Source organism: Rhodoferax saidenbachensis (assembly GCF_031457975.1).
GTDB classification, from domain to species: Bacteria; Pseudomonadota; Gammaproteobacteria; order Burkholderiales; family Burkholderiaceae_C; genus Allorhodoferax; species Allorhodoferax saidenbachensis_A.
This window is the reverse complement of sequence record NZ_JAVDXO010000001.1, coordinates 649677-675926: the sequence shown is the minus strand read 5'-3', so window position 1 is coordinate 675926 and position 26250 is coordinate 649677. Positions and strand designations below refer to the sequence as shown.

Sequence of the window (26250 nt, the reverse complement as noted above, 5' to 3'; positions counted from 1 at the left end):
AAGAAAACCCGGTTTGACGGCGTGTGCTGTGCGGCAATCGCTACTATTTGTGTAGCAAAAATTGTGAAGGATTGAGCCATCGCTACTGAATTTCGTGACCGCCGTCAGCGTGAAGAACGCAAACACCGTCTTAACCGGGAAATCATGGCCCCAGAGGTTCGCCTCTCTGGCCCCGAAAATGAGCCTCTTGGTGTCGTCAGCCTGATGGAAGCCCTGCGTATGGCAGGCGAGCTGGACGTGGATCTGGTTGAAATTGCGGCAACTGCCAACCCGCCTGTGTGCCGGTTGATGGACTACGGCAAGTTCAAATACCAGGAACAGAAAAAAGCGGCGGAAGCGAAAGCCAAGCAAACGGTCATTGAGATCAAGGAAATCAAGTTCCGTCCGGGTACCGATGACGGCGACTACAACATCAAGATGCGCAATATCCGGCGCTTCTTGGCCGAAGGCGACAAGTGCAAGATCACTTTGCGTTTCCGGGGTCGTGAAATCACCCACCAGGAAATTGGTTTGGCGATGCTGCAGCGCATGCGCGACGAACTGGGTGACACCATCCTCGTGGAGCAATTCCCGAAGCTGGAAGGTCGCCAGATGATCATGATGATCGCCCCAGGCCGTAAAAAGCCTGGTGGTGGTACACCGAAGCCCGCAGCGGAATCTGCGGCATAAATTCTCTCGGCAGGTCTGGTCACCTGCCGGGTTGAACGGCGAATCTTCGGATTCGCCAACCAGTGGGGCGGTAAAACGCACCACTTAAAAAGTGGCTCGGGGCCAACAAGGCTGGAAGTAGTTTTCCAGACGCCTCACGAGCACAAATGAAAAGGAGCATGAACATGCCCAAAATGAAGACCAAGAGCGCGGCGAAGAAACGCTTCCGCGTCCGTCCAGGTGGAACCGTCAAGCGCGGTCAAGCCTTCAAACGTCACATCTTGACCAAGAAGACCACCAAAAATAAACGCCACTTGCGCGGCTCCACTGGAGTTCATGAGACCAATATGGGTCACATGGCACAGATGCTGCCCGGTCGTGGTATTTAATTAACGACGAACAAGGAGTAATCACATGCCTCGCGTCAAACGTGGTGTAACGGCTCGCGCCCGCCACAAAAAAGTTCTGGCCCTTGCAAAAGGTTTCCGTGGTCGCCGCGGTAATGTCTTCCGTATCGCCAAAGAAGCGGTAATGAAGGCTGGGCAATATGCCTACCGTGACCGTCGTACCAAGAAACGTGTGTTCCGTCAGTTGTGGATCGCGCGTATCAACGCTGCGGCCCGTCAATGCGGTCTGACATACAGCCAGTTTGCCAATGGTCTGAAGAAAGCCAATATCGAGATCGACCGTAAGGTTCTGTCCGATATCGCGATCCATGACATGGCTGCTTTTGCTGGCATCGTGGAACAAGTGAAAGCCAAACTGGCTGCTTGAGTTCGCGGCTGATTGCTACTTATTTTGTAGCATTCGGCGCACCAGAAACAAGGGCTAGCGCTTGAAAAAGCACTAGCCCTTTTTCAATGACATAAACAGTCACACAAGAATTTATGACCGAGTTGAACGCCATCGTTGACACCGCCAAAGCGGCTTTTGCCCAAGCTGTGACGCCTGCTGATCTGGAAAATGCCAAAGCCCTGTTTCTGGGCAAGTCCGGCCGCATGACCGAGCTGATGAAAGGCATGGCCGCGTTGAGCGTGGAAGAGAAAAAGTCAACCGGTGCTGCGATCAACGTGGCCAAGCAGGCGATTGAAGCGGCTCTGACCGAACGCCGCCAAGCCCTGGCCGATGCCGAGCTGCAAACGCAGCTGCAGGCCGAGGCGCTGGACGTGACGCTGCCAGGGCGCCAGCGCGGGCAGGGCGGTTTGCACCCCGTGTCGCTGACGCTGGAGCGCATCGAAGCCATCTTTGGTTCGATGGGTTTTGAAGTGGCCCAGGGTCCCGAGATTGAAGCGGATTGGTTCAACTTCACCGCCCTCAACACACCCGAAGATCACCCCGCGCGCTCCATGCACGACACCTTCTATGTGGAAGGTGGTTCCGAGACTGCGCCCAACCTGCTGCGCACGCACACCAGCCCCATGCAGATCCGCTATGCGGTACAGCACGTCAAGAAACACCGCGCTGCTGCGGGTGATTCTGGCGCCGGTTTGTACAGCGGCCCCATGCCCGAGATTCGTGTGATCGCGCCGGGCCGTACCTACCGTGTCGACAGTGACGCAACCCACTCGCCCATGTTTCACCAGGTCGAAGGCCTGTGGGTTGGCGAAAACATCAGCTTCAAGGATTTGAAGTCGGTGTACCTGAACTTCATCACCACCTTCTTTGAGACGGACGAATTGCAACTGCGCTTCCGTCCCAGCTACTTCCCATTCACCGAACCAAGCGCCGAGATCGACATCATGTTCGAAACCGGCCCGCTCAAAGGCCGTTGGCTGGAAGTCTCCGGCTCTGGCCAGGTGCACCCGCAGGTCATCCGCAACATGGGTCTGGACCCGGAGCGCTATATCGGCTTTGCCTTCGGCTCTGGCATTGACCGCTTGGCTATGCTGTTCTATGGCGTGAACGATCTGCGCCTGTTCTTTGATGGCGACGTCCGCTTTCTGTCGCAATTCCAGTAATCCCATCAGAACACATTCGTCAGTCCGAACATGCAATTCCCTGAATCCTGGCTCCGCGCCTTCTGCAATCCCCCGATCTCGACCACCGTGTTGGCTGAGACGCTCACCATGGCTGGTCTGGAAGTTGAAGAACTGAAACCGGTCGCGCCCCCGTTCACAAACATCGTCGTCGGTGAAATCAAAACCGCCGAGCAGCACCCCAATGCCGACCGTCTGCGCGTGTGCACGGTGGATGTGGGCCAACCCGAGTTGTTGAACATCGTTTGCGGCGCCCCTAACGCCCGCGTGGGCATTCGCATTCCCTGCGCTTTGGTGGGCGCCGAGCTGCCGCCCGGTGAGGACGGCAAGCCCTTCCTGATCAAGGTCGGCAAGCTGCGCGGCGTAGAGAGCCAGGGCATGTTGTGCTCAGCGCGCGAACTCAAACTGTCGGAAGACCATGGCGGCCTGTTGGAGCTGCCGCTGGACGCGCCTTTGGGCCAGAACATTCGCCAGTACCTGGATCTGGATGACACGCTGTTCACCCTCAAGCTCACGCCCAATCTCGCGCATTGCCTGAGCGTGTACGGGGTGGCCCGCGAAGTGGCCGCCCTGACCGGCGCGCCGTTGATCACGGCCCCCATTGCCCCTGTGGCCGTGACCAACCAGGACAAAGTTGCGGTGAAGATCAGCGCGCCAGATCTGTGTGGCCGCTTCTCGGGCCGCGTGGTGCGCAACGTCAACACCCAAGCCAAGACGCCCCAGTGGATGGTGGACCGCCTGGCCCGCTGCGGCCAGCGCAGCGTGACCCCGCTGGTGGACATTTCCAACTATGTGATGTTCGAGCTGGGCCGCCCGTCTCACATCTTTGACTTGGACAAGATCCATGGCGGTCTGGATGTTCGCTGGGGAAAATCCGGCGAGCAACTCAAGTTGCTCAATGGCAACACTGTCACGGTGGACGACAAAGTGGGCGTGATTGCCGACGATTCTCAAGTGGAGTCGCTGGCCGGCATCATGGGTGGCGATGCCACTGCCGTGTCGGACGACACGAAGAATATTTATGTCGAAGCTGCTTTCTGGTGGCCCAAGTCGATTGCGGGCCGTTCGCGTCGCTTCAACTTCTCCACTGATGCAGGCCACCGTTTCGAGCGCGGGGTGGACCCCGCGCTGACCGTGGAGCACATCGAGCGCATCACCCAGTTGATCATCGATATCTGCGGTACGCCAGACACCACCTGTGGTCCCATGGACGACCAAACCGCCCAGGTGCCAGCGCCTGCGCCAGTCACCCTGCGTGTGGCCCGTGCGGTCAAGGTCATTGGCATGCCGCTGACCCAGGCCCAATGCGTCGACGCCTTGACGCGTCTGGGCTTGCCCGTGACGGAAGGCGAGGGCACGGTCACTGTGGCCCCGCCCAGCTACCGTTTCGACTTGCAGATCGAGGAAGACCTGATCGAGGAAGTGGCCCGTCTGGTGGGCTACAACAACCTGCCCCACACACCGCCGCTGGCGCCCATCACAGCCAAGATTCGTGCCGCAGCGCAGCGCAGCCCGTTTGCCGTACGCCGCGCCCTGGCCGCCCTGGGCTACCAGGAGACCATCAACTTCAGCTTTGTGGAAGAGCGTTGGGAGCATGAGTTGGCCGGCAACCCCAACCCCATCAAGTTGCTGAACCCGATTGCCAGCCAGATGAACGTGATGCGCTCGTCACTGATCGGATCGCTGGTGCAGGTGCTGCGCTTCAATGCCGCTCGCAAGGCGCCGCGCGTGCGTGTGTTTGAACTGGGCCGCGTGTTCCTGCGCGACGCTTCGGTGAAAAGCACCGACGCCACCGTCGAAGGCTTTGACCAGCCCATGCGCATTGCAGGTCTGGCAGGCGGCAGTGCCGATGCGTTGCAATGGGGCCGTAAAGAGCAGAGTGTGGACTTCTTCGACGCCAAGGGCGATGTGGAAGCCTTGCTGGCACCGCTGAAACCCGAGTTCGCACCGGGGATCCATCCCGCCATGCACCCCGGTCGCTGTGCCCAGGTGGTGCTGGACGGCAAGGTGATCGGCCATGTGGGTGAGTTGCACCCCAAGTGGCGCCAGTCGTATGAGCTGGCGACTGCACCCGTGGTGTTTGAGTTGGCGCTTGAGGCCGTGTTGGCCCGCCCCGTGCCCGAATTCAAGCCGGTGGCCAAGTTCCAGGCCGTGCAACGCGACATCGCCGTGGTAGTGGGCGACAGCGTGACGCATGCTGCGCTGATGGCCGCCGTGTGGGCCGCACCTACATCGGGCCTGCTGCGCGACGCGCAGTTGTTCGATGTGTATCGCCCCAAGCTGGCCAAGGATGCTGTGGTGGCAGACGGCGCGACCGACCGCAGCCTGGCGGTACGCCTCACGCTGAACAGCGACGAAGCGACCCTGACCGAAGAGCAAATTGAAACCACGGTGAAAGCCGTGGTGGACCAACTGGTTGCGGCGGTTGCTGCCCGCCAGCGCGTTTGACCTGACCATCCCACAGAGAAGGTTCTAGCCACCATGGATTTTTCTGTTGAAAGCCTGGAAACGCCCGCGCTGACCAAAGCCCAGTTGGCCGATATGCTGTTCGAGCAAATCGGTCTCAACAAGCGCGAGTCCAAGGACATGATCGACGCGTTTTTTGACCTGATCGCGGCCAGCCTGGTGGATGGCACGGATGTGAAAATCTCCGGCTTCGGCAACTTCCAGATTCGCACCAAGGCGCCGCGGCCAGGCCGCAACCCGCGCACGGGAGAGGCGATTCCGATCCAGGCACGTCGCGTAGTGACCTTCCATGCCAGCCACAAGCTCAAAGAGCAAATCCAGGACGAGAACAAAATCACACCCGTGATTTAAGCCACAGTCCCGCCTTATTTTGTGGCGGTATCCATTTGGGCTTTGCACGTTAGGGAAAGTTAGAGTAACCTCTGCGCTTTGCCTCGTATAGCATTGATTTCAATGGAGAAAACGCTCCCCCCCATCCCCGCCAAACGCTATTTCACCATCGGTGAGGTGGGGGATTTGTGCGGTGTAAAACCCCACGTGCTACGGTATTGGGAGCAGGAATTCACGCAGCTGCGCCCTATGAAGCGCCGTGGCAACCGCCGCTACTACCAGCACCACGAGGTGTTGATGATCCGCCGGATCCGCGATTTGCTGTACGACCAAGGCTTCACCATCAGCGGCGCACGCAACAAAATGCAGGAACTGTTGCAAAGCGAGCGCGACAAGAAGCGCAATGGCGAGGTCATGTTGGAAGGTTTGGAAGTTGTCGAAGTCGACGACATGGATCTCGAAGACTTTGAAGACAGCCAAAGCATGGACAGTCTGGATGTGCCTGCGATGGAGCTCGTGCAACTCAAGCGCGAATTATTTGAAATTCGTGAACTTCTTGCCGAGGCAGCCTGAGAAACACCCTGAAGCCGGGTTATAATTTGAGGCTCGATCGGTGTGTGGCGCAGCCTGGTAGCGCACTTGCATGGGGTGCAAGGGGTCGAAGGTTCGAATCCTTTCACACCGACCAAAAATTGACGAGGGTTAGCTGGAAATTCCAGCTAACCCTTTTGTCTTTGTGGGGTCTTGCAATTTGCAGAACCCACCTAAAATAGAGTTTCAGGGGCTGCACTGGTTTCGACACGGGTTCGGACGCGCAGCAGGGCATGTCGAGCTGAATGCGCTCGTAAAACAGATTCAAACAAACTAACTGCAAACGACGAACGTTTCGCACTCGCTGCTTAATTGCTAGTGAGGCTCACAACAGCAAGCCGATAGGCTGGGCAAGGGTGGCGCAAGCCATCCAGGCTGTGGGCTAATTTCATTCGGCTGGGCCTGCCTTGGGTAACTTAGGGTGGGTCGAGACAATAGGTTGCTGGCGTCTTGCATAGCGTGCCACTGCGCGATGTAGGGAGCGAGATTCAAACCAGATGGCTACACATGTAGAACTGTTCGAAGAAGGCTTGTGGACGGGGGTTCAAATCCCCCCAGCTCCACCACTACCCCAGGCAAAAGCCGCTCACCGTCACTGGTGAGCGGCTTTTTTCTTGGCGCTGGCGAGGGCGAATTTGGCCCGTACATGCTCGCTGTAAAAACACCGCGCACACACCTGCAAGTAGCGGTTGTTGCCGCCAATCTCGACTTGTTCGCCTTCGCGCACGCGGTGGCCGTGGTCATCCAGGCGGATATTCATGGTGGCCTTGCGGCCGCAGGCGCAGATGGTTTTGATTTCTTCGATGTCGTCGGCCAGCGTGAGCAGGTAGGCGGCGCCGGGGAACGGGTTGCCCTGAAAGTCGGAGCGCAGGCCGAAGCAGATGGTGGGGATGTCGGCCGTATGGGCCAACTGGTGTAGCTGGCGCACCTGGGCGGGTAGCAGGAACTGGGATTCGTCGATCAGCACGCAGGCCAGCTCGGTCCGGCTACTCAGCAGGGACAGAAAGTCGGTGTCTGCGTCGAACACATCTGCCTGGCGCTGCAGGCCCAGGCGGGAGGCGATACGGCCCTTGCCACTGCGGTCGTCAATGCCGGCGGTAAACAGCTGTACGGTCTGGCCTTGCTCTTCGTAGTTGTAGGCGATTTGCAGCAGCGAGGTGGATTTGCCGGCATTCATTGCCGAGTAGCGAAAGAAGAGTTTGGCCATGGGGTTGCTTCTGTTTTTATAGCTGCTTGCGCAATGTCCACGGGGGCTAGGCCCCTGTTTTGTCGTCAAACAAGGCGACGGCATTCTGTGCGACCTGCAGGGTGTCGTAATAGGCATAGGCGCCCACGCTGACCGCGCCCAGCAGCGGCACAAAGCGCGATGCGCCCTTGCGCAGCGCCGCCACGGCGAGCATGCCGCCCAGCTTTTGCGCCAGCGCTTGCAGCACCTTGACGGTGGTGGGCCGCACGACGACGCGCTCGCCCATGCGCACGGCGATGTCGCGAAACAGCTGGGCCGAGAGTTGCTTGAACAGGCAGTACAGCAGATGCTCGCGCGTTAGCGTGGTGTGCTGGCCGTAGATCGCCGCGATGTCCGACACCATTTGCGCCTGCAGCTTCCACACCCCCACCATTTCGGGCAGCACGGTGACCCAGCCCAGCCAGCCTGGCGGCAGCGAGAGCGAACCCGCGAGCAGGCTGGCCTTGCGTGCGGCGGTGCGTGCGATGGTGTGGGCCCGCTCGGCGGGGTGTTGCAGCGTAGGCTCGTCGCTGGCGGGCACCTGTACCACCAGCTCGAGAATGGCGTCGGCCATCTGCGTGCGCAAGGGCAGGCTGCGTTTAGCCATGGGCGTTCTCCAGGGGGAAGACCGTGCTATCGCGGCCCGTGAGTGCTGCCAAGCGTTTGGCCAACACGCGGTAGGTTTCCAGGTCAAATGCCAGCGCTTGCCGGCTGTGGCGCACGTCATCCAGGTCTTCGGCAGAGTGCACGGTGGCCACATGGCACCACTGGTCAAACACATGCACATCGGTGCGGCCGGTGCGCGCGTGGTGCTCGCGGATGCCGATGCGGCCCGCGTGGGGCCAGCCCTGCAGGGTTTGCTGCACCAGGTCCACCTGGGCCTTTTTGCTGGACTTGCGGTTGTGCAGCGGCTTGAGTTCCTTGACCAGGCGCGTTTGCAGCAACAGCGCACCCAACTCGCCGGCGGTGTCATGCCATTCGATGCGGCGAATCTCTTGCGCAATGCGCGCCTCGCGCGCCACTTTGGCCGCACTCTGGAAGTGGGCCAGCACGCGGGTACGCATGTTCACGCTTTTGCCCACATACAGCGGGGTGCGGCCTTCGCCGTAGAACAGGTAGACGCCGGGGGTGTCGGGGATGTCTTCCACCGGCGTCTCTAGCTGCGGTGGCACGCTGGTGCCGCCCTGCAGCAGTGCGGCGGCTTCGCGCTGTACGGCCTCGGTGCCCAGTTCGGCCTGGGCGAGTTGCAACCACTGCAGCACCACCTCTACATCGCCCATCGCGCGGTGGCGGGCCAGGGTGCGCAGGCCGTGGCGCTGCATGATGGCGTCCAGCCCATGGCCCTTGTGCTGCGGGTACAGCTTGCGCGACAGGCGCACGGTGCACAGCCTCTCGACCTTCAGCGGCTTCTCCAGCCGGGCCAGTTCGTTCACCACAAAGCCGTGGTCAAAACCCACGTTATGGGCCACGAACACGGCGCCGTCCAACAACTCCAGCAGCCGGGGGGCAACTTGGGCAAACGTGGGCGCGTCTTCCACCATGGCATCGGTGATGCCGGTCAGGCTCTGGATGAAGGAGGGGATGGAAACGCCGGGGTTCACCAGCGTGCTCCAGCGGTCCACCTCCACGCCGTTTTCGACACGTACAGCGGCAATCTCGGTGATGCGATCACGCACAGCGCTGCCCCCGGTGGTCTCCAGGTCCAGCATGACAAAACAGGGCAGCATGGCGGCCTTCAGCAAAACATCAGCGCCAGCCAGACGGGTTCGTCTAGCAGGTTGAAGACGACATAGATGCCGATGCGGTAGGCCCAGGCCTGCAGCTGCGCGCGCTGGCCTTCGTCAAGCCAGCGGCCCGCTAGCTGGTCAAACAATGTCAACGGCATGGATGCCAAAGTGACCGGCGCGCCGGTCAGCAAAGTAGCGCTCCAGCGTTTCCTTGACGGTGCGAAACGCAATCTCGTCCCAGGGAATTTCGCCTTCGCGGAACAACTTGGCCTCGATGGTCTCGGTGCCGGGGTTGAACTGGTCGCTGAGTAGGCGGGCACGGTAGAAGATGTGTACCTGGCCCACACGCGCCACGTTGAGCAGCGTGAACAGGCCTTCCATTTCAAACTGTGCGCCCGCCTCTTCATCGGTCTCGCGCGCGGCACCCTCGGCCGTGGTCTCGTTGAGCTCCATGAAACCCGCGGGCAGCGTCCATTTGCCAAAGCGCGGCTCGATGTTGCGCTTGCACAGCAGCACCTGGTCGCCCCAGTGCGGCACGGTGCCCACCACGTTCAGCGGGTTCTCGTAGTGGATGGTGCCGCAGGCCGGGCAGACGGCGCGCACCTTGGTGTCGCCATCGTCGGGCACGCGGTAGGTCACTGCGGTGCCGCACTGTTTGCAATGTTGGATAGGGGCGCGCAGCATGGGATTCAGACCAACTGCACCTGCAGGGGCTGCAGGCCGTCCACACTGGCCAGCAGAACATCGCCGCGCACCACGGCCCCCACGCCTTCGGGGGTACCCGTGAAGACCAGGTCACCGGGCTGCAGCGTCCAGGCGGCAGACAACTGCTCGATAGTCTCTGCAATGTTCCAGATCAACTTGGCAATGGTGCTGCGCTGGCGGTCCAGGCTATTCACCTGCAGCGCAATGGCCGCGCTGTGGATGCCGGGAACCTGGGCCGCCGGGGTGATGGGGCCGATCGGCGCCGAAAAGTCAAAGCCCTTGCCAATGCACCAGGGGCGGCCCTGTTTCTTCATCTCGTTTTGCAGGTCGCGCCGCGTCATGTCCAGGCCCACGGCGTAGCCGTAGATGTGCTGGTGGGCGTCGGCTGCGGCAATGTTGGCGCCGCCCTTGCCAATGGCCACGACCAGTTCCACCTCGTGGTGCAGGTTGCTGGTCAGCGTGGGGTAGGGCATGGCCACGGTCTGGCCGGCTTCAGCCACCAGGGCGGCATCGGCTGGCTTCATGAAGAAGAAGGGCGCCTCACGGCCGGTGTGGCCCATTTCCTTGGCGTGCTCTTCATAGTTGCGGCCCACGCAGTACATGCGGTGGATGGGGAAGCGTGCGGACTCGCCCACCACGGGGATGGAGGGAATGGCGGGAGGCGTGACAACAAAGCTCATGGCGCGTGTCCTTTAAACCGACTTCACCACCAGGTCAAAGTGTTCCACCACGGGTGGCGACGCAAAGAAGGGGCCTACGATGGCACGCCACTGGGGAAACAACTCGCCCTCGCGGAACCCGACGGTGTGGTCTTCCAGTGTGTCCCAGAAGATTTGCAGGATGTAGCGTTCGGGGCTCTCGATCCCCTTGTTCACTTTGTAGCCCTGGAAACCCTTGGCCTTGGAGATGACGTCGCGCAGGCCGCGGGCAATGGCTTCGTCAAAGGCGGCGTTTTGGCCGGGGTGGATGCGGATGTCGGCGAGTTCCAGAATCATGGGGGCTCCAGGCGGGGGGAATGACGGTAATGGGGTCTCCAATGGTAACGGCTTCGGGTTTATCCTCGCGGGCATGAAGCTGTACAACTATTGCCGATCGTCCGCCTCCTTCCGGGTGCGTATCGTGCTCAACCTCAAGGGCCTGCCGTTTGACTACATCCCCGTGCACCTGGTGCGTGGCGAACAGCTGCAGGACGCTCACCGGGCGCGCTCGCCCGACGCGCTGGTACCCGTGCTGGAGGTGGATGGCCACATGCTGAGCCAATCCATGGCCATCATCGATTACCTGGAAGAGACGCGGCCCACGCCACCTCTGTTGCCCGCGAGCGCCCTGGGCCGTGCCCAGGTGCGGGCGTTGGCGCAAACCATTGCCTGCGAGATCCACCCGCTCAACAACCTGCGCGTGCTCAAGTACCTGACCGGCACCCTGCAGTGCGACGAGGATGAAAAAACTACCTGGTACCGGCACTGGGTGCGCCAGGGGCTGCTGGCTTTTGAGCGCCAACTGGATGCGCTGGACGCCCAAGGAGTGCGCCCCACGGCCTTTTGCTATGGCGACGCGCCCACGCTGGCTGATTGCCTGCTGGTGCCGCAAATCTTCAACGCCCGCCGCTTTGACACCGACCTGAGCGGCCTGCCCAAGACTATGGCCGCGTTTGATGCCTGCATGGCGCTGCCCGCGTTTGACGCGGCCCAGCCCAGCCGCTGCCCGGACTTCACGCCATGAGCGTTCCCGCAGACTGGCTGGTGCCCGATTGGCCTGCGCCCGCCCGGGTGAAGGCGCTGTGCACCACGCGCAGTGGTGGACAGTCCCGCCCACCTTATAACAGCCTGAACCTGGGTACCCATGTCGGTGACGATGGGGCCGATGTGCTGGCCAACCGCGCCGTGTTACGGCGTGCGCTGGGCGTGCGGCCGGTGTTTCTGGAGCAGGTGCATGGCACGCACGTGCAGCCCCTGGCGCCCGACACGCCCGATGGCGCGGTGGCGGATGCCTGCTTGACGACGCAGCCGGGCGTGGCCTGCACCATCATGGTGGCGGACTGCCTGCCCATCCTCCTGTGCGACGCCACGGGCACCTGGGTGGCCGCCGCCCACGCGGGGTGGCGTGGGCTGGCCGGGCAGGGCGGTGTGGGGGTGGTGGAGAGCACGCTGGCTGAGGTTTATGCCTCAAATAATGCTCTAGCCCCCGTGAAGTATGCGCAAGCAGCTCCTGAAATCATAGCGTGGCTGGGGCCCTGCATAGGCCCCACGGCGTTTGAAGTGGGGGACGAGGTGCGCCAGGCATTTGTGGAGGGAGCGCCCGGGGCCGTCGATTGTTTTGTGCCAGCCGGCCCGGGTAAGTGGTTGACCAACCTGCCTGCTCTGGCGCGCCAGCGGCTGCGGGCAGCGGGGGTGAACGCGGTCTACGGCAACGACGGCAGCACGCCCTGGTGCACCGTCAGCAATCCCTCACGCTTCTTTTCGCACCGGCGCGACCGGGTCAGCGGGCGGCTGGCCGCCTGCATCTGGTTGGGCTGACGCAGCGGCCGCCGCCGCATGGGCGGCAATGGCCGCCTCGCGTTCGGCCATCTCCTGGGCCCGGCGCTTACGATTGCGCCCCGGCGTACCCATGAAATACACCATCAGCGCTGTAGGCAGCAGGCCGTAGAGGATGAAGGTGACGATGGCGCCCAGCACGGTGCCGGTGGTGTTGGTGGCTTCGGCCACGCTCATCATGAGGGCCACATAGAGCCAGGCAATGGGAACGATGTACATAGAGTTTCAATTTGCGTTATGTCAGGATAACGCAGCCGCAGGACTGCCATACTTGGGCGTTAGACTAGACATACTAAAACCCAAGGTGACGGCGTGACCCAATCCAATACCGACTTTTTGGCCCAGGCAACGCAACAATTTCAGCAGGCATTCACCCAGAGCTGGTCCAAGGCGCTGGAATCCTTCCAGGGCATGGATCTGGGATCTGCCGGCGCGGGCTTTCCCGCAATGGCCGAGAAGGCACCCGAAATCCACTTTGCCCCTGAAAAACTGCAGGAACTGCAACAGCAGTACCTGCAAGAGGCCATGGGCTTGTTTAGCCAGGGGTTGACCCACCCGACCCAGGCCCCCGCCAACACCGACCGCCGCTTTGCCGCGCCCGCCTGGGGTGACAACCCCGTGGCCGCCTATGCCGCCGCCGTCTACCTGCTGAACGCCCGCACGCTCATGGGCTTGGCCGAGGCCGTGGACGCCGATGCCAAGACCAAGAGCCGCATCCGCTTTGCGATAGAACAGTGGATGGCCGCCGCCGCGCCCAGCAACTTTTTGGCCTTCAACGCCGAGGCGCAGAAAAAAGCCATCGAGACCAAGGGCGAGAGCATTGCCAAAGGCATGAAGAACCTGGTGCACGACATCCAGCAGGGTCATGTATCCATGACGGACGAGAGCCTGTTTGAAGTCGGCAAGAACGTTGCTACCACCGAAGGCGCGGTGGTGTTCGAAAACGAACTCTTCCAGCTCATCGAATACAAGCCGCTGACCACCAAGGTTTTTGAGAAACCGTTTTTGCTGGTGCCCCCGTGCATCAACAAGTTCTACATCCTGGACCTGCAGCCCGAAAACTCGCTCATCCGCTACGCGGTGGAGCAGGGCCACCGGACTTTTGTGGTGAGCTGGCGCAACCCCGACGCCACGCTGGCCAACAAGACCTGGGACGACTACATCGAGCACGCCGTCATCCGCGCCATCGGCGTAGCCAAAGACATCAGCGGCTCGCCCACCATCAACGCGCTGGGCTTTTGCGTGGGGGGCACCATGTTGGGCACGGCGCTGGGCGTGCTGGCCGCGCGCGGCGAAAACCCCGTGGACAGCGCCACCTTCCTCACCACCTTCCTCGATTTCTCGGACACCGGCATCCTGGACGTGTTCATTGATGAGGCTTTCGTCAAATACCGCGAAGCCGAGTTCGGCAAGGGCGGCCTCATGAAGGGCCAGGACCTGGCCAGCACCTTCAGCTTTTTGCGCCCCAACGACCTGGTGTGGAACTACGTGGTGGGCAACTACCTCAAGGGCGAAACCCCGCCGCCGTTTGACCTGCTGTACTGGAACAGCGACAGCACCAACCTGCCGGGCCCTTGGTACGCCTGGTACCTGCGCAACACCTACCTGGAAAACAACCTGGTCAAGCCCGGCAAGCTCACCGTCTGTGGCGAGAGGCTGGACCTGCACCAGTTGGATATCCCGGTCTACATCTACGGTTCGCGCGAAGACCACATCGTGCCGATTGGCGGGGCCTATGCCTCTACGCAGGTGCTGCCAGGCAAAAAGCGTTTTGTGCAGGGTGCGTCCGGCCACATTGCTGGCGTGATCAACCCGCCGGCCAAGAACAAACGCAGCCACTGGATACGCGCCGACGGCAAACTGCCCAAGACGCATGCACAGTGGCTGGAGGGCGCGACCGAGCATGCTGGCAGCTGGTGGACCGACTGGTCCCAGTGGCTCAAGGGCTATGCTGGCAAGCAAATTGCTGCGCCCAAAACCTATGGCAAAGGCAAGTACAAAGCCATCGAAGCAGCTCCCGGGCGCTACGTTCAAGCCAAGGCTTGAGAATTTTTGGTTGATTAAATAAAAGGAGACACCTTATGGAAGACATCGTTATCGTTGCTGCAGCCCGCACTGCTGTAGGCAAATTTGGTGGTTCTTTGGCCAAAACCCCCGCCACCGAGCTGGGCAGCATCGTTATCAAGAGCCTGCTGGAACGCAGTGGCTTGCCTGTAGACGCCGTGGGCGAAGTGATCCTGGGCCAGGTGCTGGCCGCAGGCGTGGGCCAAAACCCCGCGCGTCAAGCTGGCATCAAGTCCGGTTTGGCCAAAGAAACCCCTGCGCTGACCATCAATGCCGTGTGCGGCTCCGGCCTCAAGGCCGTGATGCTGGCGGCCCAGTCGGTGGCCTGGGGCGACAGCGAGATCGTCATCGCTGGTGGCCAGGAAAACATGAGCGCATCGCCCCACGTGCTGCTGGGCAGCCGCGACGGCCAGCGCATGGGCGACTGGAAGATGGTCGACACCATGATCACCGACGGCCTGTGGGACGTGTACAACCAGTACCACATGGGCATCACCGCTGAAAACGTGGCCAAGGCCAACGGGATCACCCGCGAACAGCAAGACGCGCTGGCGCTGGGCAGCCAGCAAAAGGCGGCCGCGGCACAAGAGGCTGGCAAGTTCAAGACTGAAATCGTTCCTGTGTCCATTCCTCAGCGCAAGGGCGACCCCATCGTGTTTGATGCGGACGAGTTCATCAACAAGAAAACCAACGCCGAAGCCCTGGCCGGTCTGCGCCCCGCGTTTGACAAGGCGGGTACTGTGACAGCTGGCAACGCCTCCGGCATCAACGACGGCGCTGCCGGCGTGGTGGTCATGACGGCCAAAAAGGCTGCGGCTCTGGGCCTGACGCCCTTGGCCCGCATCGTCAGCTTTGGCACTACCGGTCTGGATCCCGCCCTCATGGGCCTGGGCCCCGTGTCGGCTACCCAGCGTGCCCTGGCCCGCGCGGGCTGGAAGGCGCAGGACGTGGACTTGTTTGAACTGAATGAAGCCTTTGCCGCGCAAGCCTGCGCTGTGAACAAGCTGCTGGACATTGACCCCACCAAGGTGAACGTGAACGGTGGCGCTATCGCCATTGGCCACCCCATCGGCGCGTCCGGCGCCCGCATTCTGGTGACGCTGCTGCATGAAATGCAGCGCAGCGGCGCCAAGAAGGGCGTGGCCTCGCTGTGCATTGGCGGCGGCATGGGCGTGGCCTTGGCGGTCGAGCGATAAATAGGTTTTAGGCTGCTAGCCCTCATGGAATATGCGCTGGCAGCTCTTGTTTTTATAGCAGTTGAATTTAAAAAGAGGACACAAAAATGACACAAAAAGTAGCGTACGTCACCGGCGGCATGGGTGGCATCGGAACCGCCATCTGCCAGCGTCTGCACAAAGAGGGCTTCAAGGTCATCGCCGGCTGCGGCCCCACGCGCGATTTCACCAAGTGGCTGGATGAGCAAAAGGCGCTGGGCTACACCTTCTACGCTTCGGTGGGCAATGTGGGCGCGTGGGAGTCCACCGTCGAAGCGTTCAGCAAGACCAAGGCCGAACACGGCACGATTGACGTGCTGGTGAACAACGCCGGTATCACCAAAGACCGCATGTTCCTGAAGATGACGCGCGAAGACTGGGATTCGGTGATCGAAACCAACCTCAACTCCATGTTCAACGTCACCAAGCAAGTGGTGGCCGACATGGTGGAAAAAGGCTGGGGCCGCATCATCAATATCTCGTCGGTGAATGGTGAAAAAGGCCAGGCCGGCCAGACCAACTACTCGGCCGCCAAGGCCGGCATGCATGGTTTCTCCATGGCGTTGGCGCAAGAGCTGGCCACCAAGGGCGTGACGGTGAATACCGTGAGCCCGGGCTACATCGGCACCGACATGGTCAAGGCCATCCGTGAAGACGTGCTGGCCAAAATCGTGGCCACCGTGCCAGTCAAACGCCTGGGTGAACCATCCGAAATCGCATCCATCATTGCCTGGCTGGCATCGGACGAAGGCGGCTACGCCACCGGTGCCGATTTTTCGGTCAACGGTGGTCTGCACATGGGCTGATGCCCGCTGTTGCCGGCCTTGTGCCGGCGATGCAAAAGAGCCCGCAGAAGCGGGCTTTTTTGTAACCTGATGGCGGCTTAGGTGCCTATCTCTAGCGTGGATGCGTTTCACTGTGGCGGATATGCCAAAACCGCATTCCCCTGTGGCGGTTCTCCCTCCTGGCGTGGGGTATGCTCGAGCCAGCTTGACAGCTGTCAAGAAAGTGGGTCCGCAGTGCGGATCCGGCCTGTCACCAACGTGGGGCTGACAGGCCCAAGGCGATAGCAACCAACACAATATGAACACAGAAGAGTCCGTTTGGGTAGATACCAAACTGCTGCGCGTCGGCTTGTATGTCGAGCTGGACGTGGGCTGGATGTCGCATCCGTTTCCCACGGGTAGCTTCAAGATTTCTTCACAAAAGCAAATCGACACCATCCGGGAACTGGGGCAAGTGCGCGTGCGCTATGTGCCTTCTAAGAGCGATCCTGAAGCACTCGCCAGCTTCAATGGAACCCCCACCGTCGCGGCTGCCGCCCTGTCGGCGGCCACGGAAGAGCGCTTGCAAGCGGCATTGCGTGACAAGGAGCAACGCCGCCTGCGTGCCCTGGCCGTCTCGGCCCAAGAGCGCAGCCTGGTGGTGTGCGAGCGCCGGTTTGGCGAATCCGTGCGCCTATACCGCAAGGCGCTGGACCAAGTGCAGACCCAGCCCAAAGTGATGGCCGAGCAGTGCCACGCCATGGTCAATTCCTATGTCACCGAGTTGCTCGAAGACGGGGAGGCGTCGATCCGCCTGCTGTCCGAGGCCGCGGGCGACAAATCGTCCATGCACCCAGTCAACGTGACTATCGTCTGCTTGCTGCTCGGCAAGGCCATGGGCCTGCCGCACAGTGACATGCTGGACCTAGGTCTGGCCGCGTTTTTGCATGACATTGGCAAGATTAAAGTGCCGGACCGCGTGCGCTGGGTGGAGGAGAACTTCTCGTCCGTCGAGTACCGCATGTACCAGGAGCACGTGGCCCAGGGCGCCTTGCTGGCCAAGGCCATGGAGCTGAGTCCGGGTGCTCAAAACGCCATGGTGCAGCACCACGAGCTGGTGGACGGCAGTGGCTTTCCGGCCCGCATCAAGGGCGACGCCATGTCCGTGGCCGGGCGCATCCTGGCATTGGTCAACCGCTACGACAACCTTTGCAACCCCAGCCGCCCCGGCGCCGCGCTCACGCCACACGAAGCGCTGTCACTGATTTTTGCGCAGCTGAAAACCCGGTTTGACGCTGCTGCGCTGAGCGCCTTCATTCGCATGATGGGCGTGTACCCGCCGGGCTCGGTGGTGCAGCTGATCGATGACCGCTATGCCATCGTGGTGTCGGTCAATTCGGCGCGACCGCTGAAGCCACGCGTGATCGTGCACGACCCCAGCGTGCCCAAGCAGGAGGCGCTGATCCTGGACTTGGAGCATGCGCCCCATCTGGGCATTCGCCGCAGCCTCAAGCCGTCGGCCTTGCCGGCGTCGGCGCAAGACTACCTGGCACCGCGGCAACGCATCTGCTATTTCTTTGAACAGGCCACCGATCCCGAGTCGCCGGAACCTGCTGCATGACAACCCTCGCTTGGGCAAGCTTACTTGAAGGCATGCTCGAAGCGGTCTGGTTGGTCGATCCCAAAAGCCTGCGTATTCTGGCTGTGAACCAGACGGCGGCGTCTTTGGTGGGGCTGCCGCCCACTTCTATGGTGGGGCTGCCTGCGATTGACCTGACGGCCACCCCGGAAGATATGTTTTTCTGGGAAGACGTGGCTGCGGGTCTGACCCACAGCATCCATTCCAACACCCTGCTGCGCGGCGCCGATGGCGATGCCATTCCCGTGGAGCGCAAGGTTAGCCGTGTGTGGCTGCAGGATGATGAGCCTGTGTTTGTGGTGGGCCTGCGCGACATGCGGTCGCAAAAATACGCCGAAGACGAGCTGGAAAACCGCCTGGCCGAGCTGCGCGCGACGCTGGAATCCACCGGCGACGGCATTTTGGTGACCGACCTGCAAGGCCAGGTGCGCAATTACAACCGCCGGTTTGCCGAGCTCTGGCGCCTGCCCGTGGCCCTGCAGGAAGCAGCGGACCAGCCCGCGCTGGCCAGCCACATGGCGAAGATGCTGCAGGACGGGGGTATTGCGCACCCGTTGCAGGCCGACGCCGGCACCGGGGGGACGGGTGTGCTGCGTCTGACCGACGGTACAACGCTGGAGCGCGTGAGCGTGCCGCAGACCAGCCACCACCGGGTGCAGGGGCAGGTGTACTCGTTTCGTGACATCTCCGCCCGCGTGGCCTCTGAAGGGCAGCTGCGTCTGGCAGCCAAGGTGTTCGAGTCCAGCCCTGATGCGGTGTTCATCACCGACGCAGCGTTTGCCGTGGTGCAGGCCAATCCACGCTGCATTCAGCTGACCGGGGCCTACACCGGGCATTTGCTGGGCACGTCTGCCCAACTGCTGTTCCATGACCCCGAGCGTCCCGAGCTGTTTGCAGACATCAACATGGCGCTGCTGGCCCATGGTATGTGGACCGGCGAGGTCTGGCGCACGGTGGGCGATGCCTCGGTCGCCGTGGAAGTGTCGTGGGTGGCACTGACGGATGCGCAGGGCGCCATCGTCAACACCGTTGGGCATTTCAAGGACATGACGGAGCGCCTGGAAGCACAGCGTCGCATTGAAAAACTGGCCTACCGCGATGTGCTGACGGGCCTGCCGAACCGCCTGTTGCTGGCCCAGCGCGTGGACTTTTCGCTGCGCTTGGCCGAGCGCGGCGGCGGCACCTTTGCCGTGATGTTCATCGACCTGGACCGCTTCAAGAACATCAACGATTCGCTGGGGCATGCGTTTGGCGACCGCGTGCTGATCGAGGTGGCCGAGCGCATCCTGCGCTGCATGCGTGACGTGGACACGCTGAGCCGCATGGGCGGGGACGAGTTCGTGGCCTTCCTGCAGGATGCCGATGCACTGGGTGCCGAGGTGGCTGCACGGCGCATTCTGGACGCACTGGCCCAGCCGTTTCTGGTGGACGAGATGAACTTCTCGCTGGGCTGCAGCATCGGTGTGGCCATGTACCCGGCCGATGGACGATCGCTGGACGACCTGATCAAGTGTGCCGACACTGCCATGTACCGCGTGAAGGAACGTGGCCGCGGTAACTTCCGTTTTTACCAGCCGCAGATGAATGTGGACCTGCTGTCGCGCATGAAGCTCGATCACGCCATGCGCCGCGCCATGGAGTCGGGCCTGTACCGCCTGCACTACCAGCCCCAGGTGGCGCTGGACGACGGTCGTCTGCTGGGTGCCGAAGCCCTGGTGCGCTGGACGGATCCCGAGCTCGGCAATGTCTCGCCCGGTACCTTCATTCCGCTGGCTGAAGAGTCCGGTTTCATCATCGCCATTGGCAGTTGGGTCATGCAGGAAGCCGTGCGCCAAGCCGCAAAATGGCAGCGCGCCGGCCGGCCGCTGGTGGTGTCGGTCAACGTGTCGGCCCTGCAGTTCCAGCAACCTGACTTTGTCGAGCGTGTGGCGACCTGCATTGCCGATGCGGAGCTGAATCCCGCGCTGCTGGAGCTGGAGCTCACCGAGTCCATCCTGGTGCAAGACGCCAACGAGGCGCTGACCCGCCTGCATGCGCTGGCCGGGCTGGGCGTGAGTCTGGCGATTGACGACTTTGGAACCGGCTATTCCAGCCTGGCGTATCTGAAGAAATTTCCCATCTCCAAGCTCAAGATCGACCGCACCTTTGTCATGGGCCTGCCCGAAGACGAGAGCGACCGCGCCATCGTCGGCGCCACGGTGGCCATGGCGCGTGCGCTCAAGCTCTCGGTGGTGGCGGAAGGGGTGGAGACCGAGGCGCAGCGCGACTACCTGAGTGCACTGCAGTGCGCATCGTTCCAAGGGTTTTTGTGCTCACCGGGCTTGCCTGTGGCTGAATTTGAAGCCTTGGCTGTACGGCTGACGCCGCCGCCCAGGCCTGGTGCGCTGGGCTTTTGAGCGGGATGAATAAGGTGTCTGCGGTGTGATCCACCGGACCGTCACCCTAAACCGAAGTTTAGGTGGGCGAGGTCAGCACCGGCTTTGGGTTCATCTGACGCGAGATGATCACGCTAGCAAGGCAATGTTCCAAGCCCGGGCTCAATGAGCATTGGTTCAGGAAATATAAAGCCCGGCAGCACCGCAGACAGTTGCAATTGTAGGCCTTGGCGGCCCGGTTTAGAGCAAACGGCCGTCTTCGCCGAGTGCGGCGTCCAGGCGTTCCAGCAGGGAGCTGAGCAGCAGTTGGCCGTCGCCCGCATGGTCGGCCGAAGTGGCCGCAGGACTGGGTGATGTGGCAGCTGCGGCAACCGCCGCAGCGGCAGGGCGTTCCGACAGGTCAAAGGCCAGGTTCAGCGCGGCCAGCACGGCAATGCGGTCCCGTGCGCGCACCTTGCCGGCGTCGCGAATTTTGCACATCGCGGTGTCTACGCGCTCGACGGCTTCGAGCAGACGGGCATCGCCGCCTTCCGGGCAGCCCAGCAGGTAGCTCTGCCCCATGATTTGAACTTCTAGCTGTTTCATGTCGCGTCTTTTTGCGTGGCCAGGGTGTCGGGCAGCCGTTCCAGCAGGGCATCCACGCGGGCACGCGCGGCGCCCAGGCGGGACTTCAGAGCATCCCGCTCAGTGGTCAGTGTTTCCACCTGGGCCGCCAGCAGGGCGTTGGTGCGCTGTAGCTCCTCGTAGCGCACCAGCAGGCGTTCCACGCGCTCGGCAATTTGGTCGATGGGGGTCTGGTTCGACATAGAAGCCGCATTGTAGGGTGAGCGAAAGCTGGGGCAGCGTAAAATGCGCGGGTTGGTGCTCGCGGTGTGGTTCACACGCCGCAGTTCAACGGGAAGCAGGAGGGTGATGCTGGCATCAGCGAACCTAACCTGCGCTGCCCCCGCAACGGTAAGTGGACGAGTTCCCGCACTCCGCTTCCATCACGGCCACTGAGCGTATTGAACACGCGCTTGGGAAGGCGATGGAGGTTGCATCCACCAGCCCGGATACCGGCCAACGCGGTGGAGGTGCGCCTGGCGTGCCTCCGTGACGCCCATGCCCTGGCGGGGAAGCCGGGGAGGGTTCCTGTTCGGGTTTTGCTTTCATGACATGGTGTATTTCTGGAGTGCGATGTTCGGCGCTCCTGTTCGCCCTATGGGCGTGCTCTGCTGCCAGCGCGCAGGTCGAGTCGTCCGTGCCCCTCGAGGAGGTGGTTGTGACCGCGACGCGCTTGGCGCGGCCGGTGGGCGATGTGGTGGCGGATGTCACCATCATTGACCGTGCAACGCTGGAGCGTGCTGGCCCGGTCGGCCTGGCCGACGTGCTGGCTCGCGTGCCCGGGCTGGAAATTGTCCGCACTGGCGGGGTAGGCAATGCCACCTCGGTGTTTGTACGTGGTGGGGAAAGCAAACACACCGCCGTGCTGGTGGACGGTGTGCGACTGGATTCGCAAAACGTGAGCGGTGGGGCCAACTGGAACACCATCCCGCTCTCGCAAATCGACCACATTGAAATCGTGCGCGGCCCCACCAGTGCGGTCTATGGGTCTGACGCGGTGGCCGGAGTCATCCAGATATTCACCAAAAAAGGGGAGGGCCGTTTTACCCCTTCGCTTGCACTGGGCTACGGTAGCAACAATACGCAAACCTTGGACTTCGCAGCCCGTGGTGGCTCGGGCATGCTGGACTATTCCTTTGGCATCTCCGGTGCGACCAGTGACGGCTTCAATATCCGGACTGTCAGCACCCAGAACCCGGATTCGGATGGCTACCTCAGCAACAGCGGCAACGTGCGCCTGGGCCTGCAGTTCAGCCCGGACCAGCGCCTGGAGCTGACCGCACTGCAAAGCCGCATGGACGCTCAGTACGACGGTGGCCTGACCAAGGACTACCGCAGCATCAACAGCAACTCCACGCAAAGCCTGCAATGGAGTTCGCAGTGGACCGAGCGCTATGCGACCAAAGTGAGCCTGAGTCAGGGCCTGGACCAGGGGCGCGACCTGCCTGCGGACTCCAACAACCGCACGCAGATTGATAGCGCTCTGTGGTTCAACGAATACCGCATGGGCCCGCAAATCTTCAGCGCCACGTTGGAACAGCGCAACGATGCCTTCCAACTCTCGGGCACGCCGCGCATTGACAAGGGTAAGTCCCAGGCGGGGGCCGGCGTGGGCTACGCCTGGTCGGGTGAGGTGCACACCTTCCAGTTCAGCGCCCGCAATGACAATGACAGCGAGTTTGGTGGCCAGACCACGACGTCAGCCGCCTATGCCTACGCCGTCACGCCGCAGTGGCGTGTGTCGGCCAGCACGGCCACCTCGTTCCGGGTGCCCACGCTGTACCAGCGGTTCAGCAAATACGGCGTGTCTACCTTGGTACCCGAGTCTGGCCGCAATGTGGAGCTGGGCGTGCACTACACCGAGGGCGCCAACGCCTTTGGCGTGGTGGTGTACCGCAACACGCTGACCAACCTGCTGAGCTTTCTGTCGGGTGCGACGGCTGCGGGTTGCCCGGTACCGGCCACGGGCTGCTATTCCAACACGGCCCAGGCCCAGTACCAGGGCGTGGGATTCAGTGCACAGCGTGCGCTGGATCTGGGTCGGCTGTGGGGTTCTCTGGACCTGCAAGACCCGCGCGATAGCGTGAGCGGCAAACTCTTGCCACGCCGCGCTACGCACCATGCCGTGGTGGGGCTGGACACCCGTGTGCAAAGCTGGTCATTGGGCGGAGAGCTGCAGTTGTCGTCCATGCGCTTTGACGATGTTGCCAATACCACCGTGCTGCCGGGCTATGTGCTGCTGAACCTGTCGGCCCAGCGGGCCGTGTCGCGCGAGTGGTCGCTGCTGCTGAGGATGGACAATGTGACGGATACCAAGTACCAACTCGCTGACACCTATGCCACCGCAGGCCGCACCCTGTATGTGGGCCTGAAGTGGGCGCCCTGAGACCTATGCACACCAAGGCTTCTTGTCCTGCCATCCTGATCGCCGCGCCCGCCTCCGGGCAGGGCAAGACAACGGTCACGTCGGCGCTGGCACGCCTGCACACGCGCCAGGGACGGCGGGTGCGGGTGTTCAAGTGCGGGCCGGATTTTCTGGACCCCTGCTGGCATGCGCTGGCCAGCGGCGCGCCGGTCTACCAGATGGACCTGTGGATGACCGGTGAGGCCGATTGCCGCGCGCGCCTGCATGCGGCCGCCTTGGAGGCCGATCTGATCATCGTGGAAGGTGTGATGGGTTTGTTTGATGGGGAACCCAGCGCGGCCGACCTGGCGCAGCGCTTTGGCTTGCCGGTGCTGGCGGTGGTGGATGCGTCTGGCATGGTGGGCACTTTTGGCGCACTGGCGTTTGGTTTGCAGCACTACCGCGCCGACATGCCGTGGGCTGGCGTGTTGGCCAACCGCGTGGCCAATGCGCGCCATGCGGGCATGTTGCAGGCCAGTGTGGCAGAAGACCAGTGGTTGGGTGCGGTGCTGCGCAATGCGAACTTGGCCCTGCCCAAGCGCCACCTGGGACTGACGGTGGCGACTGAAGTGGTGGATGCGATGGAGCGGCTGGATGTGGCGGCGGATGCGTTGGCTGCTACGCCTCTGGGGCAGATGACCTTAGACGATCTTCAGCGGTGGTCTGTCGAATTTGCTGCGCCTGCTGCTGGGGATGAAGGCTTGGTGGCCGCACGTTCTGCTGCGTGTCCCCCGCCCGCTTTGCGGGCTCCTCCTTTACCTCCGCAGAACGCACGGCCACCAAGCCTTCCAGCGTTGCGTGGCAGGACGGTTGCGGTTGCACGCGACGCTGCCTTCTGTTTTATCTACGCGGCCAATCTCGACACGCTGCGCGCGCTGGGGGCCGAGCTGGTGTTTTTCTCGCCGCTGGCCGACGCAGCGCTGCCCGTGTGTGATGGGCTGTGGATTCCGGGTGGCTACCCGGAGCTGCATGCCGAGACGATTGCGGCCAACACCGCATTGCGCGGCAGCCTGGCGGCACACGTGGCGGCCGGCAAACCCGTTTGGGCCGAGTGCGGCGGCATGATGGCGCTGTTTGACACGCTGGTTACGCTGGACGGCCAGCGCCATGCGCAATGGGGCGTGTTGCCCGGCGAGGTGAGCATGCAGAAGTTGCTGGCTGGCCTGGGGCCGCAGCAGTTGGCGCTGGAAAGCGGCACCTTGCGTGGTCACACCTTCCATTATTCGACCACGGCCACGCCGCTGCAGGCCACCGTTCGTACCTCGCGCCCGAACATGGAGCCGTCTGACGATGCCGGTGAAGCTGTGTGGCAAGTGGGCTCCGTGCGGGCCAGTTACTTCCATGCCTGGTTCCCATCCTGCCCCGACGCGGTGGTGGAGCTGTTTGCCGCGCCGGTGGAGGTGGCTGCATGACGGACCTGCTGCATTTCCAGCCCGGTCCGCAGCGCATCGTCTGCCTGACCGAAGAGACCACCGAGTGGCTGTACCTGCTCGGCCAGGAGGCGCGCATTGTGGGCATCTCGGGCTACACCGTGCGGCCCAAGCGTGCGCGCGATGAGAAGCCGCGTGTCAGCGCCTTTTTGAGCGCCAAGCTCGACAAGATCATGGAACTGCAGCCCGACTGCGTGCTGGGTTTCTCTGATCTGCAGGCCGACATTGCGGCGGATTTGGTCAAGCGCGGCGTGCAGGTCACCATCTTCAACCAGCGCAGCGTGGCCGAGATTTTCTCCATGCTGTTTCAGTTGGCCGCCATGGTGGGTGAGGCGGAGCAGGGCGCGCAGCGCATTGCGCAGATGCAGGCCGATTTGCGTGCCATGCAGGCGGCTGTGGCACTCAAATTGGCGGCCGGTGCGCGCCGCCCCAAGGTGTTTTTTGAAGAATGGGACACCCCCCACATCAGCGCGATCCGCTGGGTGTCGGAGCTAATCGGCATCGCCGGGGGCGACGATTGTTTCCCGGAGCTGGCGGCGGAATCGTTGGGCAAGAACCGCATCATTGCGGACGGTGGCGAGATCGTTCGACGCAACCCCGACATCATTCTGGGCTCCTGGTGTGGCAAGAAATTCCGGCCCGAGAACGTGGTGGTGCGGGAAGGTTGGGGTGTCGTGAATGCCGTGCGCCATAACCAGCTGTTTGAAATCAAGTCGCCCGACATCCTGCAGCCCGGCCCCGCCGCGTTGACCGATGGCGTGGCCAGGATGCACCGGATCATCTTGCAGTGGATGGACGCCGACCTTGCAGGAGCTTTCACGCCGTGAACACGATGACGATAGCCAAAAGCGAGCTGATTCTGGGTGGCCAGAAAAGTGGCAAGTCGCGCCGTGCCGAGTTGCTGGCGCGCCAGTGGTTGGACCAACGATTGGGCCACCGCGCCGTGCTGATTGCCACCGCCCAGCCTTGGGATGACGAAATGCGCCAGCGCATTGCGCGGCATCAGGCCGATCGCGCAGAGCGTGTGCCTGGCATGGCAACCGTGGAAGAGCCGTTGGCGCTGGCTGAGGCAATTCAAAAGCACAGCCAGCCCGACACCTTGGTGGTGGTGGATTGCCTCACGCTGTGGCTCACCAACCGGTTGATGCCTGCGGATTCTGAGAAAAATAGGTCTCTAACCCCCGTAAATAGTGCGGTAGAAGCTCCTCTTTTGATAGCAATTTCCCAAGCCCCAGGCCCCGTGGTGCTGGTGGGCAACGAGATCGGCCTGGGCGTGATCCCCATGGGGCGTGAGGTGCGCGCCTTTGTGGATGCGCTGGGCAAATTGAACCAGGACGTGGCCGCCACCTGCCAGCGCGTGACGCTGATGGCCGCCGGCCTGCCGCTGACCTTGAAGGACGCAGCATGACGCACCAAGGCTTCGGCATTTTTATCAGGTTCCTCACCCTGCGAAGCGGCGAAGCGCCACTGCGTTTTGCGCAGGTCAAGGAGGAGCCCGCAAAGCGGGCGGGGGACACGGAGCAAAACGCAGTGGCGCTTCACCGCCTGGCCCAAT

General features: G+C 62.2%; 28 protein-coding genes, 1 tRNA gene, 1 other RNA gene and 1 riboswitch. Of the genes, 20 read left to right on the top strand and 10 right to left on the bottom strand.

What is annotated here, in order from left to right:
* The first annotated feature begins 78 nt into the window (after window positions 1–78).
* The 9 genes from infC to ssrA all read left to right on the top strand — a co-directional run bounded on the left by infC (window position 79) and on the right by ssrA (window position 6577).
* Window positions 79–669, top strand: a complete 591-nt coding sequence (gene infC, locus J2X15_RS03260; RefSeq protein WP_310339704.1) for a translation initiation factor IF-3 — start codon at window positions 79–81, stop codon at window positions 667–669.
* A 164-nt stretch (window positions 670–833) separates the two neighbouring features.
* Complete coding sequence (gene rpmI, locus J2X15_RS03255; RefSeq protein ID WP_094481090.1) at window positions 834–1037, top strand: 50S ribosomal protein L35; 204 nt, start codon at window positions 834–836, stop codon at window positions 1035–1037.
* 25 nt (window positions 1038–1062) lie between these two features.
* Window positions 1063–1422 carry a 50S ribosomal protein L20 gene (gene rplT / locus J2X15_RS03250; RefSeq protein ID WP_087494119.1) on the top strand — a complete coding sequence of 120 codons (360 nt, stop codon included), beginning with the start codon at window positions 1063–1065 and terminating at the stop codon, window positions 1420–1422.
* A 113-nt stretch (window positions 1423–1535) separates the two neighbouring features.
* On the top strand, window positions 1536–2606 hold the full coding sequence (gene pheS, locus J2X15_RS03245) for a phenylalanine--tRNA ligase subunit alpha (protein ID WP_310339440.1): 1071 nt from the start codon (window positions 1536–1538) through the stop codon (window positions 2604–2606).
* A 30-nt stretch (window positions 2607–2636) separates the two neighbouring features.
* A complete protein-coding gene (gene pheT, locus J2X15_RS03240; RefSeq protein ID WP_310339438.1) occupies window positions 2637–5072 on the top strand; it encodes a phenylalanine--tRNA ligase subunit beta in 2436 nt (811 codons plus the stop codon).
* Window positions 5073–5105: 33 nt separating this feature from the next.
* Window positions 5106–5441, top strand: a complete 336-nt coding sequence (locus J2X15_RS03235; RefSeq protein ID WP_310339436.1) for an integration host factor subunit alpha — start codon at window positions 5106–5108, stop codon at window positions 5439–5441.
* 102 nt (window positions 5442–5543) lie between these two features.
* Window positions 5544–5993 carry a MerR family transcriptional regulator gene (locus J2X15_RS03230; protein WP_310339434.1) on the top strand — a complete coding sequence of 150 codons (450 nt, stop codon included), beginning with the start codon at window positions 5544–5546 and terminating at the stop codon, window positions 5991–5993.
* A gap of 38 nt (window positions 5994–6031) precedes the next feature.
* A tRNA-Pro gene (locus tag J2X15_RS03225) sits at window positions 6032–6108 on the top strand.
* A 92-nt stretch (window positions 6109–6200) separates the two neighbouring features.
* Window positions 6201–6577: a transfer-messenger RNA gene (gene ssrA / locus J2X15_RS03220) on the top strand.
* A gap of 26 nt (window positions 6578–6603) precedes the next feature.
* On the opposite strand, the gene J2X15_RS03215 is transcribed toward ssrA, so the two are convergent.
* The 7 genes from J2X15_RS03215 to J2X15_RS03185 are packed head-to-tail and all read right to left on the bottom strand — an operon-like array spanning window position 6604 to window position 10663.
* Window positions 6604–7218 carry a thymidine kinase gene (locus J2X15_RS03215; protein WP_310339432.1) on the bottom strand — a complete coding sequence of 205 codons (615 nt, stop codon included), beginning with the start codon at window positions 7216–7218 and terminating at the stop codon, window positions 6604–6606.
* Window positions 7219–7264: 46 nt separating this feature from the next.
* On the bottom strand, window positions 7265–7843 hold the full coding sequence (locus tag J2X15_RS03210) for a hypothetical protein (RefSeq protein WP_310339431.1): 579 nt from the start codon (window positions 7841–7843) through the stop codon (window positions 7265–7267).
* The gene (locus J2X15_RS03205; RefSeq protein WP_310339430.1) at window positions 7836–8963 is read right to left on the bottom strand and encodes a 3'-5' exonuclease family protein; all 1128 of its coding nucleotides are present in this window, start codon (window positions 8961–8963) and stop codon (window positions 7836–7838) included. The genes J2X15_RS03210 and J2X15_RS03205 overlap by 8 nt, the downstream gene beginning before the upstream one ends.
* Before the next feature lie 8 nt (window positions 8964–8971).
* Entirely contained in the window at window positions 8972–9121 is a 150-nt protein-coding gene (locus J2X15_RS03200; RefSeq protein WP_310339427.1) for a hypothetical protein, read from the bottom strand.
* Entirely contained in the window at window positions 9102–9647 is a 546-nt protein-coding gene (locus J2X15_RS03195) for an NUDIX hydrolase (protein WP_310339426.1), read from the bottom strand. The genes J2X15_RS03200 and J2X15_RS03195 overlap by 20 nt, the downstream gene beginning before the upstream one ends.
* A 5-nt stretch (window positions 9648–9652) precedes the next feature.
* Window positions 9653–10348, bottom strand: a complete 696-nt coding sequence (locus tag J2X15_RS03190; RefSeq protein WP_310339425.1) for a fumarylacetoacetate hydrolase family protein — start codon at window positions 10346–10348, stop codon at window positions 9653–9655.
* A gap of 12 nt (window positions 10349–10360) precedes the next feature.
* Window positions 10361–10663: an antibiotic biosynthesis monooxygenase family protein gene (locus tag J2X15_RS03185; protein WP_310339423.1), complete on the bottom strand. Its 303-nt coding sequence runs from the start codon at window positions 10661–10663 to the stop codon at window positions 10361–10363.
* Window positions 10664–10736: 73 nt separating this feature from the next.
* Between J2X15_RS03185 and maiA the strand changes: the two genes are divergently transcribed.
* Together maiA and pgeF are read left to right on the top strand one after the other, a co-directional pair.
* Window positions 10737–11390, top strand: a complete 654-nt coding sequence (gene maiA / locus J2X15_RS03180; RefSeq protein WP_310339421.1) for a maleylacetoacetate isomerase — start codon at window positions 10737–10739, stop codon at window positions 11388–11390.
* A complete protein-coding gene (gene pgeF / locus J2X15_RS03175) occupies window positions 11387–12184 on the top strand; it encodes a peptidoglycan editing factor PgeF (protein WP_310339419.1) in 798 nt (265 codons plus the stop codon). Before maiA ends, pgeF begins: the two co-directional genes overlap by 4 nt.
* On the opposite strand, the gene J2X15_RS03170 is transcribed toward pgeF, so the two are convergent.
* Window positions 12116–12421 carry a hypothetical protein gene (locus J2X15_RS03170; protein ID WP_310339417.1) on the bottom strand — a complete coding sequence of 102 codons (306 nt, stop codon included), beginning with the start codon at window positions 12419–12421 and terminating at the stop codon, window positions 12116–12118. The two genes, pgeF and J2X15_RS03170, sit on opposite strands and share 69 nt — an antisense overlap.
* A gap of 93 nt (window positions 12422–12514) precedes the next feature.
* On the opposite strand from J2X15_RS03170, the gene phaC reads away from it, so the two are divergent.
* The 5 genes from phaC to J2X15_RS03145 all read left to right on the top strand — a co-directional run bounded on the left by phaC (window position 12515) and on the right by J2X15_RS03145 (window position 20279).
* On the top strand, window positions 12515–14248 hold the full coding sequence (phaC, locus tag J2X15_RS03165; RefSeq protein ID WP_310339415.1) for a class I poly(R)-hydroxyalkanoic acid synthase: 1734 nt from the start codon (window positions 12515–12517) through the stop codon (window positions 14246–14248).
* Window positions 14249–14283: 35 nt separating this feature from the next.
* On the top strand, window positions 14284–15462 hold the full coding sequence (locus J2X15_RS03160) for an acetyl-CoA C-acetyltransferase (RefSeq protein ID WP_310339414.1): 1179 nt from the start codon (window positions 14284–14286) through the stop codon (window positions 15460–15462).
* An 86-nt stretch (window positions 15463–15548) separates the two neighbouring features.
* Window positions 15549–16286: an acetoacetyl-CoA reductase gene (gene phbB / locus J2X15_RS03155; RefSeq protein ID WP_310339413.1), complete on the top strand. Its 738-nt coding sequence runs from the start codon at window positions 15549–15551 to the stop codon at window positions 16284–16286.
* 277 nt (window positions 16287–16563) lie between these two features.
* Window positions 16564–17865, top strand: a complete 1302-nt coding sequence (locus J2X15_RS03150; protein WP_310339412.1) for an HD-GYP domain-containing protein — start codon at window positions 16564–16566, stop codon at window positions 17863–17865.
* A complete protein-coding gene (locus J2X15_RS03145) occupies window positions 17862–20279 on the top strand; it encodes a sensor domain-containing protein (protein ID WP_310339410.1) in 2418 nt (805 codons plus the stop codon). Before J2X15_RS03150 ends, J2X15_RS03145 begins: the two co-directional genes overlap by 4 nt.
* A gap of 219 nt (window positions 20280–20498) precedes the next feature.
* On the opposite strand, the gene J2X15_RS03140 is transcribed toward J2X15_RS03145, so the two are convergent.
* On the bottom strand, window positions 20499–20843 hold the full coding sequence (locus J2X15_RS03140) for a cell division protein ZapA (RefSeq protein ID WP_310339409.1): 345 nt from the start codon (window positions 20841–20843) through the stop codon (window positions 20499–20501).
* Window positions 20840–21064, bottom strand: a complete 225-nt coding sequence (locus J2X15_RS03135) for a DUF904 domain-containing protein (RefSeq protein ID WP_310339408.1) — start codon at window positions 21062–21064, stop codon at window positions 20840–20842. The genes J2X15_RS03140 and J2X15_RS03135 overlap by 4 nt, the downstream gene beginning before the upstream one ends.
* Before the next feature lie 37 nt (window positions 21065–21101).
* A riboswitch (cobalamin riboswitch) is annotated at window positions 21102–21336 on the top strand.
* Window positions 21337–21519: 183 nt separating this feature from the next.
* Here J2X15_RS03135 and J2X15_RS03130 point away from each other — a divergent pair.
* The 4 genes from J2X15_RS03130 to cobU are packed head-to-tail and all read left to right on the top strand — an operon-like array spanning window position 21520 to window position 26103.
* Entirely contained in the window at window positions 21520–23247 is a 1728-nt protein-coding gene (locus J2X15_RS03130) for a TonB-dependent receptor domain-containing protein (protein ID WP_310339407.1), read from the top strand.
* Window positions 23248–23252: 5 nt separating this feature from the next.
* Entirely contained in the window at window positions 23253–24677 is a 1425-nt protein-coding gene (locus tag J2X15_RS03125) for a cobyrinic acid a,c-diamide synthase CobB (protein ID WP_310339406.1), read from the top strand.
* On the top strand, window positions 24674–25522 hold the full coding sequence (locus J2X15_RS03120) for an ABC transporter substrate-binding protein (RefSeq protein ID WP_310339405.1): 849 nt from the start codon (window positions 24674–24676) through the stop codon (window positions 25520–25522). Before J2X15_RS03125 ends, J2X15_RS03120 begins: the two co-directional genes overlap by 4 nt.
* A gap of 5 nt (window positions 25523–25527) precedes the next feature.
* Window positions 25528–26103, top strand: coding sequence for a bifunctional adenosylcobinamide kinase/adenosylcobinamide-phosphate guanylyltransferase (gene cobU / locus J2X15_RS03115; RefSeq protein WP_310339403.1), 576 nt, complete (start codon window positions 25528–25530; stop codon window positions 26101–26103).
* Window positions 26104–26250 lie beyond the last annotated feature (147 nt).

Coding starts and splice junctions, on each gene's coding strand:
- rpmI (WP_094481090.1), top strand. CDS start 834: ATGCCCAAAATGAAGACCAAGAGCGCGGCGAAGAAACGCTTCCGCGTC.
- rplT (WP_087494119.1), top strand. CDS start 1,063: ATGCCTCGCGTCAAACGTGGTGTAACGGCTCGCGCCCGCCACAAAAAA.
- pheS (WP_310339440.1), top strand. CDS start 1,536: ATGACCGAGTTGAACGCCATCGTTGACACCGCCAAAGCGGCTTTTGCC.
- pheT (WP_310339438.1), top strand. CDS start 2,637: ATGCAATTCCCTGAATCCTGGCTCCGCGCCTTCTGCAATCCCCCGATC.
- J2X15_RS03235 (WP_310339436.1), top strand. CDS start 5,106: ATGGATTTTTCTGTTGAAAGCCTGGAAACGCCCGCGCTGACCAAAGCC.
- J2X15_RS03230 (WP_310339434.1), top strand. CDS start 5,544: ATGGAGAAAACGCTCCCCCCCATCCCCGCCAAACGCTATTTCACCATC.
- J2X15_RS03215 (WP_310339432.1), bottom strand. CDS start 7,218: ATGGCCAAACTCTTCTTTCGCTACTCGGCAATGAATGCCGGCAAATCC.
- J2X15_RS03210 (WP_310339431.1), bottom strand. CDS start 7,843: ATGGCTAAACGCAGCCTGCCCTTGCGCACGCAGATGGCCGACGCCATT.
- J2X15_RS03205 (WP_310339430.1), bottom strand. CDS start 8,963: ATGCTGCCCTGTTTTGTCATGCTGGACCTGGAGACCACCGGGGGCAGC.
- J2X15_RS03200 (WP_310339427.1), bottom strand. CDS start 9,121: ATGCCGTTGACATTGTTTGACCAGCTAGCGGGCCGCTGGCTTGACGAA.
- J2X15_RS03195 (WP_310339426.1), bottom strand. CDS start 9,647: ATGCTGCGCGCCCCTATCCAACATTGCAAACAGTGCGGCACCGCAGTG.
- J2X15_RS03190 (WP_310339425.1), bottom strand. CDS start 10,348: ATGAGCTTTGTTGTCACGCCTCCCGCCATTCCCTCCATCCCCGTGGTG.
- J2X15_RS03185 (WP_310339423.1), bottom strand. CDS start 10,663: ATGATTCTGGAACTCGCCGACATCCGCATCCACCCCGGCCAAAACGCC.
- maiA (WP_310339421.1), top strand. CDS start 10,737: ATGAAGCTGTACAACTATTGCCGATCGTCCGCCTCCTTCCGGGTGCGT.
- pgeF (WP_310339419.1), top strand. CDS start 11,387: ATGAGCGTTCCCGCAGACTGGCTGGTGCCCGATTGGCCTGCGCCCGCC.
- J2X15_RS03170 (WP_310339417.1), bottom strand. CDS start 12,421: ATGTACATCGTTCCCATTGCCTGGCTCTATGTGGCCCTCATGATGAGC.
- J2X15_RS03160 (WP_310339414.1), top strand. CDS start 14,284: ATGGAAGACATCGTTATCGTTGCTGCAGCCCGCACTGCTGTAGGCAAA.
- phbB (WP_310339413.1), top strand. CDS start 15,549: ATGACACAAAAAGTAGCGTACGTCACCGGCGGCATGGGTGGCATCGGA.
- J2X15_RS03150 (WP_310339412.1), top strand. CDS start 16,564: ATGAACACAGAAGAGTCCGTTTGGGTAGATACCAAACTGCTGCGCGTC.
- J2X15_RS03145 (WP_310339410.1), top strand. CDS start 17,862: ATGACAACCCTCGCTTGGGCAAGCTTACTTGAAGGCATGCTCGAAGCG.
- J2X15_RS03140 (WP_310339409.1), bottom strand. CDS start 20,843: ATGAAACAGCTAGAAGTTCAAATCATGGGGCAGAGCTACCTGCTGGGC.
- J2X15_RS03135 (WP_310339408.1), bottom strand. CDS start 21,064: ATGTCGAACCAGACCCCCATCGACCAAATTGCCGAGCGCGTGGAACGC.
- J2X15_RS03125 (WP_310339406.1), top strand. CDS start 23,253: ATGCACACCAAGGCTTCTTGTCCTGCCATCCTGATCGCCGCGCCCGCC.
- J2X15_RS03120 (WP_310339405.1), top strand. CDS start 24,674: ATGACGGACCTGCTGCATTTCCAGCCCGGTCCGCAGCGCATCGTCTGC.
- cobU (WP_310339403.1), top strand. CDS start 25,528: ATGACGATAGCCAAAAGCGAGCTGATTCTGGGTGGCCAGAAAAGTGGC.